Here is a 20,083-nt window from a genome sequence, read left to right on the forward strand (position 1 = left end):
GCTGCGCTTCAGACCGCGCGGCGCATTTTCTGGATGGTGTAGTTCGGAATTTCCTTGGGCTGCTCGATCAGTTTGATGATGGCCATCGAGCAGTTGTCGCCCTTGCCCTGGGCGCGTTCGCCGGCCTTGCTGATCAGGCGTTCGGCCGCCTGGCGCGGTGTGTTGCGGGCCACCGCCGCCGCCAGTTCCGTGTCCTTGAATAATTGCCACAGTCCGTCAGAGCACAGCAGGAAGGCATCGCCCGCCTTCAAACCGTCGTGGTAGCCGGCCGTGACGAAGGGCGATTTGAAGCTGTTGCCCAGCGCGTTGTTGAGCAGCTTGGAATTGCGGTGCCGCTTGGCTGCTTCCAGCGGCAGATTGTCCTGCTTGACCAGATGTTCGATGTAGGCGCCGTCGTTGCTGCGCATGGCGCAGGTTTCGCCTTCAAAGCGGTACACCCGGGCATCGCCGACATGGGCCCACACCGCCTGGCCGGCCGGCGTCAGCACCATCAGCGCCAGCGCGCTCTGCGGCTCGGCGGTCTTGGCGATCGGGTTCATCTTGATGACCTGGTGCGCTTCCTCGGCGATGGCCCGCATCAATTCCTGCAGGCGAGGGATGCTGGGCGTGTCGCCGACGCGCATCTCGTCGAACAAGTGTTTGCTGGTCAACAGCACCTGGTCCGAGCCGATGGCGCTGGTGTTGCCGTCGGCCAGCACCGCCATCACGTAGCCGGGAGCCTGGGCGGCCGTGAACAGGGCCACGCGGTCGTTCTGTTGGGACCGGTTTCCGATATGCTGGGCAGTGCCTGCTTCTATTTTGTATGCGCTCATATGCGACACTGTATCCTAGACGGCGGGTGAGCGATCATTATGTTGGCGACAAGCGCGCCGTAGATTAAACTATGCACCGTGTCGCAGTTTGTTTGCAATACGTTTGTTGTTCCAGTGAAACTATTTGTGTGGGTAAAGACTGAGAATTATGACTGATGTACAAGATATCCAGCGTCGTCTGATAGAACTCGACGTCGAACACCGCGATTTGGACGCGGTCATCGACATGCTCACGCTGGACGGCCATCACGACCAGCTGCAATTGCGCCGCCTCAAAAAGCGCAAGCTGCAATTGAAAGACCATATCACTCTGCTGAAAATGCAATTAGTGCCCGACGTTCCGGCCTGAGTCCGGCTCAGCGCCACAACTAAGTTTACCTTGACCGAACACCTTCCCACGCCCGCCGACACCATCCCCGCCGTAGTCGGCGCCACACCCGATCAGCCCCCCGGAAAACATGACGCCGAGGTCGAGCGCCTGTTTGGCGCCGGTGGACCGCTGGGTCCGGCTGTGGGTGAGTACCGTCCGCGCCGCTCGCAAACCGAGATGGCCAAGGCGGTGGCCGACGCCATCGACCACCAGACCACGCTGATCGCCGAGGCCGGCACCGGCACGGGCAAGACCTTCGCCTATCTGGTGCCGGCGCTGCTGTGGGGCGGCAAGACCATTGTTTCCACGGGTACCAAGAACTTGCAGGATCAGCTGTTCCTGCGCGACATCCCGACCGTGCGCGCCGCCCTGCAGGCGCCGGTGTCGGTGGCGCTGCTCAAGGGGCGCTCGAATTACGTCTGCCATTACCACCTGGAACGCACGCTGCAGAACGGGCGCATGACCTCGCGCGACGACGTCGGCCACCTGCGCGAAATCTCGCGCTTCCTGAAAATGACCAGTTCCGGCGACAAGGCCGAGCTGGCCCGCGTGCCGGAAAACGCGCTGATTTGGAACCTGGTGACCTCGACCCGCGACAATTGCATGGGCGCCGAGTGCCAGTATTACCAGGATTGTTTCGTCATGAAGGCGCGCAAGGAAGCCCAGCAGGCCGATGTGGTGGTGGTCAATCACCACCTGTTCTTCGCCGACGTGGCGCTGAAGGATTCCGGCATCGCCGAGTTGCTGCCGTCCGCCAATACCGTGATCTTCGATGAGGCGCACCAGCTACCGGACACCGCCACCTTGTTCTTCGGCGACACGTTTTCCACCTCGCAAGTACTGGAATTGTGCCGCGATGTACTGGCCGAAGGCTTGTCCAACGCCCGCGACGGCGCCGACTGGGGCAAGGTTGTCACGGTGGTGGAGAAGGCGGCGCGCGACCTGCGCCTGACATTCCCGCAAGATATCGTCCGTTTGTCGCTGCCGCAAATCGCGCCGTCGAGCGACTTTTTCCCGGCTTTGCAGACGCTCAAGGACGAGCTGGACGGCATGCTGGCGGTGCTGGAAACCCAGGCCGCCCGCGCGGAAACGCTGGAACAGTGCCGCCAACGCGGCCTGGAACTGGCGCAAAAATTAAAAGACTGGAAATTCGATCCCAAGGCGCGGGTTGAAAAAGGCGCCGAGGCGGTGTTCTGGGTCGAGGCCTATGCGTCGTCCTTGCAGCTGCATAAGACGCCTTTATCGATCGCGCCTATCTTCAACGGCCAGCGCGAAGGCGTGCCGCGCAGCTGGATTTTCACCTCCGCGACCTTGGCTGTGAAGAATGATTTCAGCCATTTTTCCGAGCAAATGGGGCTGGACGGCGAGCCGTCGAAGACCTGGCCAAGCCCGTTTAACTACGAGCAGCAGGGGATTTTGTACGTCCCGCAAGGCTTGCCGGACCCAAATTCCATGGGTTACACCGACGCGGTGCTGGACCACGCGCTGCCGATTATCGAAGCGGCGGGCGGAAAAACTTTCCTTTTGTGCACGACTTTGCGCGCCGTCAAGCGCGCCGCCGAGCGTTTGCGCGACGAATTCGAGAAGCGCGGCTTGCCGTATCCGCTGTTTGTCCAGGGCGATAAAGGTCGTACCGAGTTGCTGGATCAGTTCCGCAAGGCGGGAAATGGCGTGCTGATCGGGTCGCAAAGCTTCTGGGAAGGCGTCGATGTGCGCGGCGATGCGCTGTCTTTAGTGATTATCGACAAGCTTCCGTTCGCGCCGCCGGACGATCCGGTGCTGGCCGCGCGCATCGAAGTGATGGAAAAACAGGGCAAAAACGGCTTCATGCATCACACTTTGCCGGAAGCGATTATTAACCTGAAGCAAGGTGCCGGTCGCTTGATTCGCGATGAGGGCGATCGCGGCGTGCTGATGTTGTGCGATCCGCGGGTGATTTCCAAGCCGTACGGCAAGCGGATCTGGCAGAGTTTGCCGTCCTTCAAACGCACCCGCGAGCAGGCGGAAGTGATTGAATTCTTCAAAAACAAGAATTATGATCAGTAACTTCCGGTATCAATAAGTGCGACGGCCGTGTCGCCGGCGGCTCCGTTTCGCGGACGCCGCCGGCGTGGCAAGCTTGTTAGCCAGGCAATATCACCACCTTGCCCGTGACCTTCCTGGCCGCCATATCATTGAGCGCCTGGGCCGTTTCCTCCAGCTTGTACCGCCCCGAAATATGCGGCTTGATCTTTCCCTCTTGTAACCATCCCATCAACTGACGCATGCCGGCCAGGTTGGCTTTTGGCTCGCGTTTGACGAACTCGCCCCAGAACACGCCGACCAATGACGCACCTTTGAGCAAGGTCAAGTTGAGCGGCAATTTCGGAATCTCGCCGTTGGCGAATCCCACCACCAGATAACGTCCCCGCCACGCAATCGAGCGGAACGCCGGCTCCGCATATTCGCCGCCGACCGGGTCGTAAATCACGTCCGGCCCCTTGCCGCCGGTCGCCGCCTTGATCGCCTCGCGTAAATCTTCCTTGCTGTAGTTGATCAGCACGTCCGCGCCATGCGCTTTGCACACTTCCAGCTTCTCATCGGTCGAAGCGCAAGCAATGATGCGGGCTCCAAGGGCTTTGCCGATCTCGATCGCAGCCAGCCCCACACCGCCAGCCGCGCCAAGTACTAGCATGGTCTCGCCAGCTTTTAGCGCGGCACGGTCCACCACCGCATGATGCGAGGTGCCGTAGGTGAGGGTAATCGCCGCCGCTGTCTCAAAATCCATGCCTGGCGGCATGGGCGCCAGGGCCTGCACCGGCGCCAAAAGTTGTTGTCCAAAACCACCGGTCGAAGTGAAGGCGATGACCTTGTCGCCCGGCTTGAAAGTTGTCACATCGTCAGCAACCGAGCGCACCACGCCGGCCACTTCGCTGCCCGGAACGAACGGCAATTCCGGCTTGAATTGATACTTGCCCTGGATGATGAGTACGTCCGGAAAGTTCACGCCGGCCGCTTTGACATCGATCACGACCTGTCCCGGACCGGCTTGCGGATCGGGCAATTCCTGGACGGTGAGGGTATCCGGCAATCCCCAGCTTTGACATACGACAGCTTTCATGATGGTCTCCTTGGTTTAAAAATAGAACGGTCGTTAGATTTTTATAATACCTGAATCCGCCACCGGTTTGCGCAAAGTTCGGCCTGCCGCACGTTTGCGTTTGCACAAAGTGCCTGCTGAGCCGATTGTTAGAGTTGGTTAAGCGCTGCACCGCTTTAGGGCAGCAACGGAGGATGTCATGACTATCCGTCACGGCTGCTTTTTCAGTTATGCACACGGCCAGCACGCGTACATGAGCAAGTTCAAGAACGATCTGGTCGAAGCGCTCAAGTGCTACCTGGAGCCGCACTTCGACAACGAGAACGAACTCTTTGTTGATAGCGAGCAACTCGGCGGCGGCGACGACCTCGATCAGAAGATCGCGCGCGCCATGTGTGAGAGCGCTTGCATGATTGTCATTTATACACCCAAATACGAAGCCCACGCTTACACCCGCCGTGAGTTTGCAGCAATGCAACTTATTGAAAATGAACGCAAGCAGTGGTACCCGCTGCCGAGCCACCTGATCATCCCCGTCATCATGACCCGTCACCCGGACGGTTTGCCGCCGCAAATTTCCGGGCCGGGCATGTATGTCGATTTTTCCCGCTACACGCTGGCCAGCGGCGATTTGAAAACCAATCCCGAATTCCTGCCGGATATAGAAAAGATTGTTTTGCGAATTGCCGAGCATTACCACTACCTAAAACGATGCACGCCGCCGGGGCATGACTGTGGTCGTTTTGTCATGCCGGAGATCCCGCCTGAATGGCGCGCACATCCTCCTCCACACTTCCCACGCTAAAAGGTTTGCCATGGACATCACTGCCTTGTCGCTGCCGCCGTTGACTGGAACCGGCGAAGTCGTCACTTTCTATTCTTACAAGGGCGGGACCGGGCGCACCATGGCCCTGTCCAATATCGCAGTGTTGCTGGCGCGACAACAGAACGCCACCACGCCGGTATTGATGATCGATTGGGACCTGGAAGCGCCGGGCCTGCATCATTACTTCGATCACCACGACGAGGGGCCGGGCGTGCTGGAGTTGTTCGAGGCTTGCCGCGAGCAACTGATGCGTCGGCGCAAGGGCGCGGCCCTGCTGGACGAGGAGGAACTGGCGCGCGAGGTGCTGGCCGCCGTCGGCTGGGAACAATATGTCAGCCGGGTCGACCAGAGCAGCCAGTTGTACCTGATGCGCGCCGGCCGCTTCGACGACAGCTACGGCGAGCGGCTGGCGGCGATGCACTGGGACGAACTGTTCAACAGCTGCCCGGCGCTGTTTCGCTGCTTTGCCGACAATCTGGCACGGCATTTCCGCTATGTGCTGGTCGATTCCCGCACCGGCCGCACCGACAGCGCCGGCATCTGCACGACCTTGCTGCCGCGCAAGCTGGTGGTGGTGTTCACGCCCAACCGCCAAAGCCTGGAGGGCGTGCAGGCGCTGGTCACCCGCGCGACCGCCTATCGCCGCAGCCACGAGGATGAACAGCGGCCATTATTGGTCTATCCTCTGCCATCGCGCATCGAAATGGGCGACAGCGCCCAGCGCGCCCAATGGCGGCGCGGCGACCAGCAGCAGCGCATACTGGGCTATCAGCCCATCTTCGAACAATTGCTGTGTTCCTGCTACGGCATGTCGCAGATGTCGCTGGACAGCTATTTCGACGAAGTCCAGCTGCAACAGACCCGCACTTTCGCCTACGGCGAGCAACTGGCGGTGCGCATGGACCAGGGCGGCGACCGCTTTTCGCTGACGCGCACCTTCGAAGCCTTCCTCGACTGGCTGGCCGGCGGCTATTTCCCGTGGCAATCGAGCCGCGAGATTCACCTGCTGGCCTCGATAGTCGATGCGCGTCGGGCGCTGGAGGAGGGGGGCGTGCGGGCGCTCTCCCAGCCGCTGGCGCGCGACCTCAACCTGCTGGGCGAACTCTACCGTCGCGAAGGACGGTTGCGCCAGGCGCTGACATGTTTCGAGGAAAGCATGAGTTTGCGCCAACGCGGCTTGGGCGAAGACCATCCGGACACACTGGCCAGCAAGAGCAACCTGGCCGGCGTGCTGCGCGTGCAGGGCCAGCTGGACGACGCGCAGTTCCTGGAGGAATGCATCGTCGAGACGCGCGAGCGCCTGCTGGGGCGGGAGCATCTCGATACGCTGGCGGCGCGCGCCAACCTGGCGGCCACGCTGGCCGAACAGGGTCGCTCGGCCGAGGCGCTGGCCATGCTGGACGCGGTGCTGGACGCCTACCTGCGCCTGCTGGGCTCGGAGCACCTGCTGACCTTGGCCTGCAAGGCGAGCCGGGCCGACATGCTGTTCCGGCGCGGCGACACCGAGCACGCCCGCATCGCGCAGGAGCAGGTGCTGGCGGCGCGCAAGCGCCTGCTGGGCGCAGAACACGTCGACACCCTGCGCAGCAAGACCGCGCTGGGCTGCACCTTGCTGCGGATGCAGGAGCTGGACGCCGCCAGCAGCCTGTTCGAGGCCGTGGTCCAGGCGCAAATCCGGCGCCTGGGGCCGGATCACCCGGACACCCGCAAGGCGCGCGCCCAGCTGACGGACGTGCAGGTGCAATTGGGCGGGCCGGTCGGCGGCCGGATTGGCGAGCCGGCACTGGTGCCGGAACTGCATCAGGACGCCGCCGCGGCCGATTACGACGACGCCCTGTCCCGCCCGCTGCGCCAGCGCGAGCGGCACGGCGCCAGCGATCTGTGGACCCGCGCGGCCGAAGAGCTGCTGGCCCTGGACGTCCATTTGAGCGCCACCCGGCCGCCGTCGCGCTAGCGCAAATTTATCTGGTCTGGAGGCCGCCGGTACGCGCAGTCCGGCCATTGCTTCAGGTAAAATCTCCGTATGAGAATCCTGATCAGTAATGACGACGGCTACCTGGCGCCGGGCATCAACGCGTTGGCGGAAGCCCTGGCGCCCATCGCCGACATCGTGGTCGTGGCGCCGGACAGCAACCGCTCCGGCGCTTCCAATTCGCTGTCGCTGGACCGGCCCTTGTCGGTGCAGCGGGCGGCCAATGGTTTCTATTTTGTCAATGGCACGCCGACCGACTGCGTCCACGTGGCGCTGACCGGCATGCTGGACTACAAGCCTGACCTGGTGGTGTCCGGCATCAACAACGGCCCGAATATGGGTGACGACACGCTGTATTCCGGCACCGTCGCTGCCGCCACCGAGGGGTATCTGTTCGGCATCCCGGCCATCGCCTTCTCGCAGGGCGCCCACGGCTGGGAGCACATCGAGGACGCCGCCCGTCATGCGCGTGACATCATCCAGCGCTATTATGAAACGTTGCCGGCGCCATATCTGCTGAACGTCAACATCCCGAACCGGCCCTACGATCAGCTGACGGCCCCGGTCGCCACGCGGCTGGGCCGGCGCCACCAGGCCGAGCCGGTGATACGGGCCCAGGACCCGCGCGGCAAGGAAATTTTCTGGATCGGCCCGCCGGGCGCGACCAAGGACGCCGGCGAGGGCACGGATTTCTTTGCCTGCGCCCAGGGCCGGACCTCGATCACGCCGCTGCAGATCGACCTGACCCACAAAACTCAACTCGATGCATTGGCAAAGGCCCTGGCATGAACGACAAGAACCGTAGCTTTCCCCTCCCGCTATCCTCGGTAGTCGATAAGGGGGCCAAGAAGGCGACGGTGTTCGCGCCGGTGGCGACGCCGCAGACGGCGACCCAGAACGCGGCCCGCCACGTGGCGCCGCAGCACGGTTATGCCACGCCGCGGCCGGTGGCGGCGCCGTCCAAGTCGCACAGCTACGCGATGGAGCGGGCGCAGCCGGTGGCGGCGCCGGCGCCGCGCGGTAATCCGCTGGTGTCGGACGCGGTGCGCCGCGCCATGGTGCAGCGCATCGCCAGGCAGGGCGTCAAGGATGCGGTGGTGCTGGGCGCGATGGAAAACGTGCCGCGCCATATGTTCATGGACGAGGCGCTGGCTTCGCAGGCGTATATCGACGCCTCGCTGCCGATCGGCCACCACCAGACCATCTCCCAGCCCTACATCGTCGCCCGCATGATCGAGGTGATGCGCAACGGCGGTCCCTTGCAGCGTGTGCTGGAGATCGGCACCGGTTGCGGCTACCAGGCGGCGGTGCTGTCCTGCGTGGCGCAGGAGGTGTATTCGATCGAGCGCATCAAGCCGCTGCACGAGCTGGCCAAGGCCAATCTGCGGCCGCTGCGCGTGCCGAACCTGCGTTTGCATTACGGAGATGGTATGCTAGGCCTGCCGCAAGCTGCGCCGTTCGACGGCATCATCCTGGCCGCCGCCGGCCTGGAAGTGCCGCAAGCACTGCTGGAACAGCTGACCATAGGCGGTCGGCTGGTGGCGCCGGTGGGCGTCCGCGCGCAGCACCTGGAATTAATTACACGCATCGGCAAGGCAGAATGGGCCAGCGTCACGCTGGAAGACTGCCATTTCGTGCCGCTGCGTCCGGGCACGATATGACGTGCCCGTATCATTAGACTAAGATGAGAATGACAAATAAAAGTAACTTGCTCGCAATGAGCTTTGCGCTCGCTTTATTGAGCGCCTGCAGCACCACCCCGAATCAGGCACCGGTCGTCGACCGCACCGTGCCGCCGCCAGTCAAGCCCGCCACCCCCAGCGAAACGGCGCAGATCGCCCGCGACGAGCGCGGCCTGTACACGGTCAAGAAGGGCGATACGCTGATCCGCATCGCGCTGGAATACGGCCAGAACTACCGCGACCTGGTGACCTGGAACAACCTGGCCAACCCGAACGACATCAAGGTCGACCAGGTGCTGCGCGTGCTGCCGCCCGACAGCGCGTCCAACGGCGTGCAGACCGGCGCCATCGTCATGCCGCCGGCGGAGAAGACGCCGCCGCCACCGCCGGTGGTCAAGAAAACCGAGCCGAAAGGCGAGAAAAAACCGTATTCGGATAGCGCGCTGGCCGAGTTGCAACGTCCGGAAGGCAATGGCGGCGGCAAGGCCGAGGGCAGCGTCAAGCCGGCCCCGGCGCCATCGCCGGCCGTGGTCGCCGCACCGCCGGCTGCCGCCAGCGCCGCCGCCAGCGTCGACGAGGAAAAACTGAGCTGGATGTGGCCGTCCGAAGGCCGCGTCATCGCCACCTTCGACGAGGGCAAGAACAAGGGCGTGGATATCGCCGGCAAGGCGGGCCAGCAAGTCGTGGCTGCCGGGGCCGGAAAAGTGATGTATGCCGGCAGCGGCATCCGTGGTTATGGTAATCTCGTTATTGTGAAACACAGTAATAGCTTGTTGTCGGCCTACGCCCACAATCGTACTATTGTGGTCAAGGAAGGCCAGAGCGTGACCAAGGGACAAATGATTGCTGAAATGGGCGATTCGGATGCCGATTCCGTCAAGCTGCACTTTGAAATCAGGCAGCAGGGCAAACCGGTGGACCCGTCCAGATTCCTGCCTAACCGCTAGCTGAACCATGACACAGACGCCGCACGACCCGATGGATGACGACTCGGCCCCGGACGAATTCCCGGACGAGAGCAATGATGATGTCGCCATCGAATCTGCGGATGGCGAGGCGGAAACCGTCGAACCGGGCGCGGTGCTGGAAAGCGTCGACGAACTGAAAAAAGTGCTGGCGGCCGAACTGTCGACCGACACCACCCAGCACTACCTGAACCAGATCGGCACCCGTCCGCTGCTGACGGCGCCGCAGGAAGTGCACTACGCCACGCTGGCCAAGTCCGGCGACTTCAGTGCCCGCCAGACCATGATCGAGCACAATCTGCGGCTGGTGGTCTCCATTGCCAAGCACTACATCAACCGCGGTGTGGTCCTGCTCGACATGATCGAGGAGGGCAACATCGGCCTGATGCGCGCCATCGACAAGTTCGAGCCGGAGCGCGGCTTCCGCTTCTCCACTTACGCCACCTGGTGGATACGCCAGAGCATCGAGCGCGCCATCATGAACCAGGCCCGCACGGTGCGCCTGCCGGTGCACATGGTGCGCGAGCTGAACCAGATCCTGCGCGGCAAATACCATCTCGAAGCCCAGCACCACAACGGCAAGGACGCCACCGCCGAGGACATCGCCGAGCTGGTCGGCCGCCCGGTGGAGGAAGTGCAGGACATCCTGGCGCTGTCCGAGCACGCCACTTCGCTGGACGCGCCGCTGGACAACGATCCGCAATCGTCGCTGATGGACATGCTGCCCGGCGACGCCGACGACAGCCCGGACGCCCGCGCCGAGCACCACGAAATGACCTTGCTGGTGCGCGACTGGCTGACCAAGCTGCCCGACAAGCAGCGCATCGTCATCATGCGCCGCTTCGGCCTCGACAACGACGATCCGGCCACGCTGGAAACGCTGGCCGAGGAAATGGGCGTCACCCGCGAGCGGGTGCGCCAGATCCAGCAGGAAGCGCTGGTCAAGCTGAAACGCGCCATGGCCGCGCGCGGCGTGGTGCGCGATTCCCTGCTGTAGTTCCCTTCTGCTATCATGTTGGCCCCGGCGCACGAGTGCCGGCGCTAGCCATTCCCAATCCAACATTGAACGTTATGCAAGAAAATACAATCTTCATCAAGTCGCTCGACATGGACGCCCGCGGCGTCGGCCATCTGGAAAATGAAGACGGCTCCCAGGGTAAAGTGGTGTTTGTCGAAGGCGCTCTGCCTGGCGAGACGGTGAAATTCACCACGTTCAAGAAGAAGAAAAACTGGGAAATGGCCCGCATGGACGAGCTGCTGCACGAGTCCCATATGCGCGTGAAGCCGCAGTGCGTGCACTTCGACATGTGCGGCGGCTGCTCGATGCAGCATCTGGAAGCGACCGCGCAGGTGGCGATCAAGCAGCGCGTGCTGGAAGATAACCTGCGCCATATCGGCAAGGTCCGCCCGCTGACGGTGATGCGCCCGATGTACGGGCCGACCTGGGGCTACCGCTACCGCGCCCGCCTGTCGGTGCGCCACGTGGCCAAGAAGAACACGGTGCTGGTCGGTTTCAAGGAAAAGAAAACCATCTTCGTGGCCGACATCCAGAGCTGCGAGATCCTGCCCAAGCACGTGTCGGATCTGCTGCTGCCGCTGCGCGGGCTGCTCAGCTCATTGACCCTGTTCGACCAGATTCCACAGATCGAAGTGGCGATCGGCGAAGGCGTGACGGCGCTGGTGCTGCGCATCATGTCGCCGCTGGGCGCCGGCGACGACGCCAAGCTGAAGGCTTTCGCCGACCTGCACCAGGTACAGTTCTGGCTGCAAACCAAGGGCCCGGAAACGGCGGAGCCTTACTACCCGCTGGACCAGCAGCTGTACTATCAGCTGCCGGAATTCGGCATCAAGATGCCGTTCAAACCGGTCGACTTCACGCAGGTGAATCACTACATCAATCGCGTGCTGGTGGTCAAAGCCCTGCGCCTGCTGGACGTGCAGCCTGAAGACCGCGTGGCCGACCTGTTCTGCGGCCTGGGCAACTTCACGCTGCCGCTGGCGACGCAGGCTCGCGAAGTCGTCGGCATCGAGGGCCTGACCTCGCTGACCGAGCGCGCGCTGGACAACGCCAAGGCCAACGGCCTGTCGGACAAGACCACCTTCTACACCCGCAACCTGTTCGAGATCACCGCCGATCACCTGGTCGAGCTGGGCAAGTTCGACCGCATGCTGATCGACCCGCCGCGCGACGGCGCCATGGCGCTGAGCGAAGCGCTGGTGGCTCTGAGCCAGACCCGCGCCGACCTGCTGCCCAAGCGTATCGTCTACGTGTCGTGCAGCCCGTCGACGCTGGCGCGCGACGCCGGCATCCTGGTCAACGCCGGCTATGTGCTCGACAAGGCTGGCGTGATCAATATGTTCCCGCACACCTCGCACGTGGAATCGATGGGTGTATTTAATCTGGCTTGATGCGCTGGCCTGATGTTTTTCTTGTAATGTTGTTGACATTGCCGGGGGCGTTTGCAACACTGGTCTGATTCCTCATCAGCACCGGAGTTGGCATGCGCCTCCTGTCCCGCTTTATCGGCATGGCCGCCTTGTGCAGCCTTCCTCTGGCCGTCCTGGCCCAGACTTCCGTCACTTCCTTTTCTCCCGTCGGCGTCGTCAAAGGCGTGCGCCAGGCGACGGCGCGCTTCAGCGGCCAGATGGTCCCGCTGGGCGACATGCGCCTGGGCGATCCGTTCACCATCGATTGCCCGGAAGAGGGCAAGGGCCGCTGGATCGACGGCAAAAACTGGAGCTACGATTTCGCCCGCGACCTGCCGGCCGGCGTGGCATGCAGCTTCACGCTGAAGCAGGACGCCAAAGACCTGGCGGGCAAGCCGCTTGCCGGCGAACGCCGTTTCGCCTTTACCACCGGCGGCCCCGCCATCGTGCAGTCGATGCCGCGCGAGGGCGCGGCGGATATCGACGAACAGCAGATCTTCATCCTCGGCCTGGACGCGCCGGCCAGCGACGACACCGTCGCCGCGCATACATGGTGCCGCGCCGAAGGCATCAACGAAAAAATCGGCGTGCGCGTGCTGGCCGGCGCGGAACGCGAGCAGATACTGGAACAGCGCAAGTCCTTCATGGACCGCTACCTGACCATCTACTTCAAGGCGCGCGGCGTGGTGTGGGGCGCGACGGCGACCGTGCGCAGCAAGCGCCTGGAAAAGCTGCCGCTGGCGGTCCTGCAATGCAAGCGCCGCCTGCCTGCGAATGCGGAAGTGTCGCTGGTCTGGGGCGCGGGCATCGCGGCCGACAGCGGCATCGCGACGACGCAGGAGCAGACCTGGTCGTACAAGACACGGCCTGAATTCACCGCCAAGTTCAGTTGCGACAGGCTGAAAACCAACGGCGCCTGCATCCCCTTCCTGCCCGCTCGCCTGGAGTTCACGGCGCCGATCCGCATGGCCGATGCCTTGGCCGTCAAGTTGACCGGCCCTGGCGGCAAAGTCTTCAAGGCCAGCGTCAACAAGGAAGAAGCCAAGGCCGATTATGTCAGCTGGCTGACCATTGAAGGCCCGTTCCCGGAGAAGTCCAAACTGACGCTGTCGCTGCCGGCCGGCTTGAAGGACGACGCCAACCGCCCCTTGCTGAATCAGGCGCGCTTCCCGATGGCGGTGCAGACGGATGTGCAGCCGCCGCTGGTCAAGTTCCCGGCGCGTTTCGGCATCATCGAGGCCAAGGGCGACCGGCTGCTGCCGGTCACGGTGCGCAATGTCGAAGGCAGCCTGGCCGGGCGCACGTCGCGAGTCGACGGCGCGGCCTTGCGCGTCAACGACGCCGGCGTCGCGCAGGATGAGCAGGACCGCCAGGTCATGTTCTGGCTGCGCCGCATGTCCGGCTATGGCTGGGAACCGCAGGAGCTGTATGGCGACGCCTTGTATCAGCCGCTGCTGGGCGAGAGCAGGAAGGCGCCGGTTGGCGCGGTCGAACGCTTCATCATGCCCAAGCCGGGCGGGCGCCAGGCGTTTGAGGTGGTCGGCATCCCGTTGCGCAAGCCTGGCTTCTACGTGGTCGAACTGGCCAGCCCCAAGCTGGGCGCGGCGTTGAACGACAAGCCATCCACCGCCTATATCAGCACGGCGGCGCTGGTGACCAATATGGTGGCGCACTTCAAGCGCGGCGCGCGGTCGTCGCTGGTGTGGGTGACGTCGCTGGACAAGGGCAAGCCCGTGCCGCAAGCGCAGGTGACGGTGCGCGATTGCGCCGGCAAGCAGATATGGCAGGGCGTCACCAACAGCATGGGCGTGGCCAGCATCGCGAAGGAGCTGCAAGAGAGCAGCTGCGAATCCGCAGGCGGCTACTTCATTAGCGCACGCAGCGGCGCCGACATGACCTTTACGCTGTCCAGCTGGACGCGCGGCATCGAGAGTTGGCGCTTCAACCTGCCGACCGAAGGCAGCGGCGCCGACAACGTCATCGCCGCCACGGTATTCGACCGCACGCTGCTGCGCGCCGGCGAGACGGTGCACATGAAGCACTTCCTGCGTCGCCATGTCGAACGGGGCATAGCGCTGGTCGGCGCGAACGATGCGTCGCGCAAGGCGCAGCCGGGCAGCATCTTCGTCATGCACGAAGGGAGCGAGCAGAAATATGAGCTGCCGATCGCCTGGAACGCCAACGGCAGCGCGGAAAACCAGTGGGTGATACCGGCCGACGCCAAGCAGGGCTGGTACTCCGTCATGCTGGGCGGCCGCACGGCGGGGCGCTTCCGTGTCGAGCAGTTCCGCGTGCCGACCATGAAGGCCATCCTCCAAGGACCGAAGACGCCGGCCATCCAGGCACCTGCGGTGGATCTGGATGTGCAGCTCAGCTACCTGTCCGGCGGCGGCGCCGGCGGCGCGGCGGTGCAGCTGCGCACCGTGGTGCAGGACAAGGCGGTCAGCTTTGAAGACTACGCGGACTTCACCTTCAGCGCCGGCGACGTCAAGGTCGGCGTGGAGCGCAGCAACGGCGCCTTCGATGAAGACGAGGGCATGTTCGAGGAAGGCGAGGCCGATGCCGATGCCAGCGGCGGTGCGGTCAGCGGCCCGTCCGGCATCAAGACCCGCAGCCTCACGCTGGACAAGGCCGGTGGCGCGCGCGTCACGCTGGACCAGCTGCCGACGGTGCAAACGCCGCACGACCTGACGGCCGAAATGTCCTACCAGGACGCCAACGGCGAAACGCTGTCCGTGTCCACTCGCATTCCCCTGTGGCCGTCCAGCTACGTGATCGGCATTCAGCCGGACGGCTGGGTGCTGAGCAAGGACGCGTTGAAATTCCAGGTGGTGGTGCTGGACCTGCAGGGCAAGCCGGTGGCCGATGCGCCGGTGTCGGTGGACTTCTTCCAGCGGCAATCGTACTCGCACCGCCGGCGCCTGATCGGCGGCTTTTACGCCTACGAGAACAACAACGAAGTCAAGGCGCTGGGCGCCGCCTGTGAAGGCAAAACCGACAACAAGGGTCTGCTGATCTGCCAGGTCAAGGCGCCCGCATCGGGCAACCTGATTCTGCGCGCCAAAACGCAGGATAGCCAGCAGCGGGTGGCGATGACCAACCGCGAAACCTGGGTGGCGGACGGTGCCGACTGGTGGTTCAACGCCACCGACAACGACCGCATCGATCTGCTGCCGGAGAAGAAGCGCTACGAGCCGGGCGACACGGCCAGCTTCCAGGTGCGCATGCCGTTCCGCGAGGCGACCGCGCTGATCACCGTGGAGCGTGAAGGCATCATCGATACCTATGTGCGGCCGTTGTCGGGCAGTTCGCCGGTGTTCACCATCCCGGTCAAGAACAGCTATGCGCCCAACGTGTACGTATCGGCGCTGGTGGTGCGCGGCCGCGTGGCCAGCGTGCAGCCGACCGCGCTGGTCGACCTGGGCAAGCCCGCCTACAAGCTTGGCATCACGCCGCTGCGCGTGGGCTGGTCGGCCAATGAGCTGAAGGTGCAGGTCACCGCCGACAAGCCGGTCTACAATATCCGCGACAAGGCCACCGTGGCGGTCAAGGTCACGCGCTCGGACGGTTCGGCGCCGCCCGCAGGCGCCGAGGTGGCGCTGGCGGCGGTCGATGTCGGCCTGCTGGAGCTGATGCCCAACACCAGCTGGGACCTGCTGGAAGCGATGATGCAGCAGCGCAGCCTGCAAGTGGAAACGGCGACCGCGCAGATGCAGGTGGTCGGCAAGCGTCACTTCGGCCGCAAGGCCGTGCCGCACGGCGGTGGCGGTGGCAAGGGCGCGGGTCGTGAGCTGTTCGATACGCTGCTGTTCTGGAAAGCCCGCGTCACGCTGGACGCCAACGGCGAAGCCACGGTGCAGGTGCCGATCAACGATTCGCTGACGGCCTTCCGCATCGTCGCCATCGCCAGCGCCGACGCCGATTTGTTCGGCACCGGCCGCACCGAGGTGCGTAGCTCGCAGGATCTGATACTGCTGTCAGGCCTGCCCGCGCTGGTGCGCGAGGGCGACCGCTTCCGCGCCGGCTTCACGCTGCGTAACACCACCAATGCCGCCGTCAAGGTCGCGTTGACCGCCAGTGCGGGCGGCAAGGCGCTGGCGCCGCAGCAGGTGTCGTTGGAGGCCGGGCAGGCGCAGGATGTCGGCTGGGATTACCAGGTGCCGCTGTCCGTCAGCACGCTGGCGTGGGACGTGAGCGCCAACATCATCACTGAAGGCGAGGGCGGTGCTGCATCGCGCGACCGGCTGAAGGTCAAGCAGAAAGTGGTGGCCGCCGTACCGGTACGCACCACGCAGGCGACCTTGCTGCAACTGGACGGCAAGCAGTCCATGCAGGTGCGCTTGCCGGACGATGCGCTGCCGGGACGCGGCGGCGTGCAGGCGCAGTTCAGCGCCAGGCTCGGTAGCGACCTGCCGGGTGTGCGCGACTACATGAGCGCTTATCCATACCGCTGCTTCGAGCAGGTCAGCTCACGCGCCATCGCGCTGCATGACAAGGCGATGTGGCAGTCGGCAGTCGATACGCTGCCGGCGCACTTGGACGCCGATGGCCTGGTCAAGTACTTCGCCAGCATGCAGCAGGGTTCCGACACGCTGACCGCCTATGTGCTGTCGGCCTCGCAGGAAGCCAGCTACGCCATTCCCGATGAGCTGAAGGGGCGCATGGAGAGCGGCCTGATGGCCTTTGTGCAGGGCAAAGTGACGCGCTACTCGTCGCTGCCGACCACCGACCTGGCAATTCGCAAGATGGCTGCGCTGGAGGCGCTGTCGCGTTCCAACGGCATCCAGCCGGAAGCGCTGGAGTCGTTCTCCGTCGAGCCGAATCTGTGGCCGACGTCCGCCGTCATCGACTGGTACCTAGTGCTCAAGCGCTCGCCCAAGCTGCCGCAGCACGCGCAGCGGCTGGCGCAGACGGACCAGATTCTGCGTTCGCGCCTGAACCTGCAAGGCACGACGATGGGCTTCTCGACCGAACGCACCGACGACTGGTGGTGGCTGATGGCCTCCGCCGACAGCAACGCCAACCGGCTGCTGCTGGCGATGGTGGACAACCCGGTCTGGAAGGAAGACATCGGCCGGCTGGCGCGCGGCGCGCTGGGACGCCAGAAGAAAGGCCGCTGGGGCACGACGGTGGCCAATGCCTGGGGCACGCTGGCGATCGACCGCTTCTCGCAGAAGTTCGAGAACGTGGCGGTGACCGGCACCAGCAGCGCCACGCTGGGACAGGCCAGCAAGAGCATCGCCTTCGGTGGCGCGACCAAGGGCGGCAGCGTGCTGCTGCCATGGCCGCGTGGCAGCGGCGAACTGGAACTCGCGCACGCAGGCACCGGCAAGCCGTGGGTGACGGTGCAGACGCTGGCCGCGCTACCGCTGAAGACGCCGGTATCGAGCGGCTACAAGATCGCCAAGACCATCACGCCGGTGGAGCAGAAGAAGGCCGGCGTCTGGTCGCGCGGCGACGTCTATCGCGTGCATCTGGATCTGGAAGCGCAGTCGGACATGACCTGGGTGGTGGTGGATGATCCGATCCCGGCCAGCGCCACGGTGCTGGGTTCCGGCCTGGGACGCGATTCGCAGTTGCTCAGCAGCGGCAATAAGAGCAGCGGCTGGGCGTGGCCGGTGTTCGAGGAGCGCACCTTCGAGGGCTATCACGCGTTCTATCAGTTTGTCCCGAAAGGCAAGTGGAGCGTGGAGTACACTGTGCGCTTGAATAATCCGGGCCAGTTCAACCTGCCGACCACGCGCGTCGAAGCGATGTACAGCCCGGAGATGTTTGGCGAAGCGCCGAATGCACCGATGAGCGTTAAATGAAACTGATTGCAGCAACCCTGCTGGCGCTGGCCGGCGCCGCACAAGGGGCGCCGGCCGCCGGCCCCGCTGCATCCACCGATGTCGCTGGAGTGCCGACGCCGGAGCAGGTGCGCGCCGGCTATCGCTCGTCGGAAGCCGAACTGCTGGACCGCCACGGCCAGCCGGTGCAATCGCTGCGCATCGACATGAAGGTGCGCCGCCTGCCGTGGGTGGCGCTAGCCGACATCTCTCCCAGCCTGCCGGCGGCGGTGCTGCAAGCCGAAGACCAGCGCTTCTACGAACATGGAGGCGTCGACTGGAGCGCGGCCACCAAGGCCGCTTGGGATAATCTGTTCCGCAGCCGTCCGCGCGGCGCCTCCACCATCACCATGCAGCTGGCGGCGCAGTTGGATCCGCATCTGCAAGCATCTACCAAGGGCCGCAGTTGGGGCCAGAAGTGGGACCAGATCAAAGCCGCCCGCCAGCTCGACGCTACCTGGACCAAGCCGCAGATTATGGAGGCCTATCTGAACCTGGTGTCGTTTCGCGGCGAGCTGCAAGGTGTGGGTGCGGCGGCGCGCGGCTTGTTCGGCAAGGCGCCGTCGGGATTGAACCTGACCGAATCGATGATCCTGGCCAGCCTGCTGCGCGGGCCGGGCGCGGCGCCCAAGGTGGTGTGGCAGCGCGCGTGCGCACTGTCGCGCGAACTCAAGGCGCCCGCCACCTGCAACGAGATCGAGCTGCGGACCATGATCGCGATGAGCCGCCCGTTGTTGGCAGCCGAATTACCGCCAGCGCCGCAAGTGGCCCAGCAGCTGTTGACCAGTGGCGGCCAAGCGGTGCGCAGCACGCTCGATGGCGATTTGCAGCGTTACGCGCAAACGGCATTGCGGCAGCAGCTGATATCGCTGAGGGAACGCAACGTCAACGATGGCGCGTTGGTGGTGCTGGATAACGCCAGCGGCGAGATCCTGGCCTACGTCGGCAATGCGGGCGGTGGCGAGGTCGATGGTGTGGCGGCGTTGCGGCAGGCCGGTTCCACGCTCAAGCCCTTCCTGTACGAGCTGGCGCTGGAGCGCAAGCTGATCACGGCGGCGTCGGTGATGGACGATACGGCGATCGATATCTCCACGCCGTCCGGCCTGTACATTCCGCAGAACTATGACAAGGACTTCAAAGGCCATGTCAGCGCGCGTACCAGTCTTGCCAGTTCGCTCAACGTGCCGGCGGTGCGCACGCTGGTGATGACCGGCATGGACCGCTTCTACGAGCGCCTGCATGACGTGGGGCTGAGCAGCCTGACCGAGGCGCCGGATTTCTATGGCTATTCGCTGGCGCTGGGTTCCGCCGAGGTGTCGCTGCTGGAGTTAAGCAATGCCTATCGCACGCTGGCCAACGGCGGAATGTACGGTGCGGTGACACTGGCGCCGCGCGCTGGTGCTGCGCCTTCGTCGCGCCGGGTGCTGGATGCCAGGGGCGCCTTCATCGTAGGCGACATCCTCTCCGACCGCGCCGCGCGCAGCCTGACCTTCGGCCTGAAGAACGAGCTGGCCACCACCTTCTGGAGCGCGGTCAAGACCGGCACCAGCAAGGATATGCGCGACAACTGGTGCATGGGGTACTCGGACAAATACACGGTCGGCGTCTGGGTCGGCAATTTCGATGGGCAGTCGATGTGGGACGTTTCCGGCGTCACCGGCGCGGCGCCGGTGTGGCGCGATGTGATGGACTACCTGCATCGCGGCCAGGCCAGCCGCGCGCCGCAGCCACCGGCGGGCATGCTGCGCCAGCAGATCGTCTACCAGCCGGCGCTGGAATCGGCGCGCGGCGAGTGGTTCATCTCCGGCACCGAAACCCCGGTCATCGCGCTGGTGCAGGACACGCAGCGCGCACCCAAGATTCTGTATCCGGGCGACGCCAGCATCATCGCCATCGATCCCGACATTCCGGACGCCGTCCAGCGCGTCTTCTTCCAGGCCCAGGCAGGGAAGGGGCTGCACTGGCGCCTGGACGGAGCCGACCTCGGCCAAGCCAACGCCGACTATGCCTGGCGCCCCATTCCCGGCCCGCACCAGTTGGCCCTGATCGACGCCAACGCCCAAGTCATCGCCACCACCCGCTTCCACGTCCGCTAAAATGAAAAAAGCCGGCGCTGGGCCGG

Annotated in this window: 13 protein-coding genes; 11 read left to right on the forward strand and 2 right to left on the reverse strand. The window is 64.2% G+C overall.

Annotation, left to right across the window (positions count from 1 at the left end; translation table 11 throughout):
• Positions 1-8: 8 nt before the first annotated feature.
• Positions 9-812 (reverse strand): PP2C family serine/threonine-protein phosphatase, encoded by an 804-nt coding sequence (locus D0T21_RS00320; protein ID WP_116987898.1) that lies wholly within the window; start codon positions 810-812, stop codon positions 9-11.
• Between the two features lie 148 nt (positions 813-960).
• Between D0T21_RS00320 and D0T21_RS00325 the strand changes: the two genes are divergently transcribed.
• Together D0T21_RS00325 and D0T21_RS00330 are read left to right on the forward strand one after the other, a co-directional pair.
• Positions 961-1,161 (forward strand): YdcH family protein, encoded by a 201-nt coding sequence (locus D0T21_RS00325; RefSeq protein ID WP_008450659.1) that lies wholly within the window; start codon positions 961-963, stop codon positions 1,159-1,161.
• Between the two features lie 30 nt (positions 1,162-1,191).
• Complete coding sequence (locus D0T21_RS00330; protein ID WP_373886642.1) at positions 1,192-3,228, forward strand: ATP-dependent DNA helicase; 2,037 nt, start codon at positions 1,192-1,194, stop codon at positions 3,226-3,228.
• A 76-nt stretch (positions 3,229-3,304) separates the two neighbouring features.
• On the opposite strand, the gene D0T21_RS00335 is transcribed toward D0T21_RS00330, so the two are convergent.
• Positions 3,305-4,282 carry an NADPH:quinone oxidoreductase family protein gene (locus tag D0T21_RS00335; protein WP_116987899.1) on the reverse strand — a complete coding sequence of 326 codons (978 nt, stop codon included), beginning with the start codon at positions 4,280-4,282 and terminating at the stop codon, positions 3,305-3,307.
• Positions 4,283-4,460: 178 nt separating this feature from the next.
• Between D0T21_RS00335 and D0T21_RS00340 the strand changes: the two genes are divergently transcribed.
• The 9 genes from D0T21_RS00340 (at position 4,461) to pbpC (ending at position 20,057) form a co-directional block, all read left to right on the forward strand.
• Complete coding sequence (locus tag D0T21_RS00340) at positions 4,461-5,066, forward strand: toll/interleukin-1 receptor domain-containing protein (RefSeq protein WP_116987900.1); 606 nt, start codon at positions 4,461-4,463, stop codon at positions 5,064-5,066.
• A gap of 10 nt (positions 5,067-5,076) precedes the next feature.
• On the forward strand, positions 5,077-7,041 hold the full coding sequence (locus D0T21_RS00345; RefSeq protein WP_116987901.1) for a tetratricopeptide repeat protein: 1,965 nt from the start codon (positions 5,077-5,079) through the stop codon (positions 7,039-7,041).
• Positions 7,042-7,110: 69 nt separating this feature from the next.
• Entirely contained in the window at positions 7,111-7,848 is a 738-nt protein-coding gene (gene surE, locus D0T21_RS00350; RefSeq protein WP_116987902.1) for a 5'/3'-nucleotidase SurE, read from the forward strand.
• Positions 7,845-8,720: a protein-L-isoaspartate(D-aspartate) O-methyltransferase gene (locus tag D0T21_RS00355; RefSeq protein WP_116987903.1), complete on the forward strand. Its 876-nt coding sequence runs from the start codon at positions 7,845-7,847 to the stop codon at positions 8,718-8,720. Before surE ends, D0T21_RS00355 begins: the two co-directional genes overlap by 4 nt.
• Positions 8,721-8,749: 29 nt before the next feature.
• Entirely contained in the window at positions 8,750-9,688 is a 939-nt protein-coding gene (locus D0T21_RS00360) for a peptidoglycan DD-metalloendopeptidase family protein (protein ID WP_116987904.1), read from the forward strand.
• Positions 9,689-9,695: 7 nt separating this feature from the next.
• Positions 9,696-10,703, forward strand: a complete 1,008-nt coding sequence (gene rpoS / locus D0T21_RS00365; RefSeq protein ID WP_116987905.1) for an RNA polymerase sigma factor RpoS — start codon at positions 9,696-9,698, stop codon at positions 10,701-10,703.
• Positions 10,704-10,777: 74 nt separating this feature from the next.
• Positions 10,778-12,115, forward strand: a complete 1,338-nt coding sequence (gene rlmD / locus D0T21_RS00370) for a 23S rRNA (uracil(1939)-C(5))-methyltransferase RlmD (RefSeq protein WP_116987906.1) — start codon at positions 10,778-10,780, stop codon at positions 12,113-12,115.
• 92 nt (positions 12,116-12,207) lie between these two features.
• Positions 12,208-17,943: an alpha-2-macroglobulin gene (locus D0T21_RS00375; protein WP_116987907.1), complete on the forward strand. Its 5,736-nt coding sequence runs from the start codon at positions 12,208-12,210 to the stop codon at positions 17,941-17,943.
• Positions 17,940-20,057: a penicillin-binding protein 1C gene (pbpC, locus tag D0T21_RS00380; protein ID WP_116987908.1), complete on the forward strand. Its 2,118-nt coding sequence runs from the start codon at positions 17,940-17,942 to the stop codon at positions 20,055-20,057. The genes D0T21_RS00375 and pbpC overlap by 4 nt, the downstream gene beginning before the upstream one ends.
• Positions 20,058-20,083: the final 26 nt, after the last annotated feature.

This window comes from Duganella sp. BJB476 (genome assembly GCF_003416895.1).
Classification (GTDB): Bacteria; Pseudomonadota; Gammaproteobacteria; order Burkholderiales; family Burkholderiaceae_D; genus Rugamonas.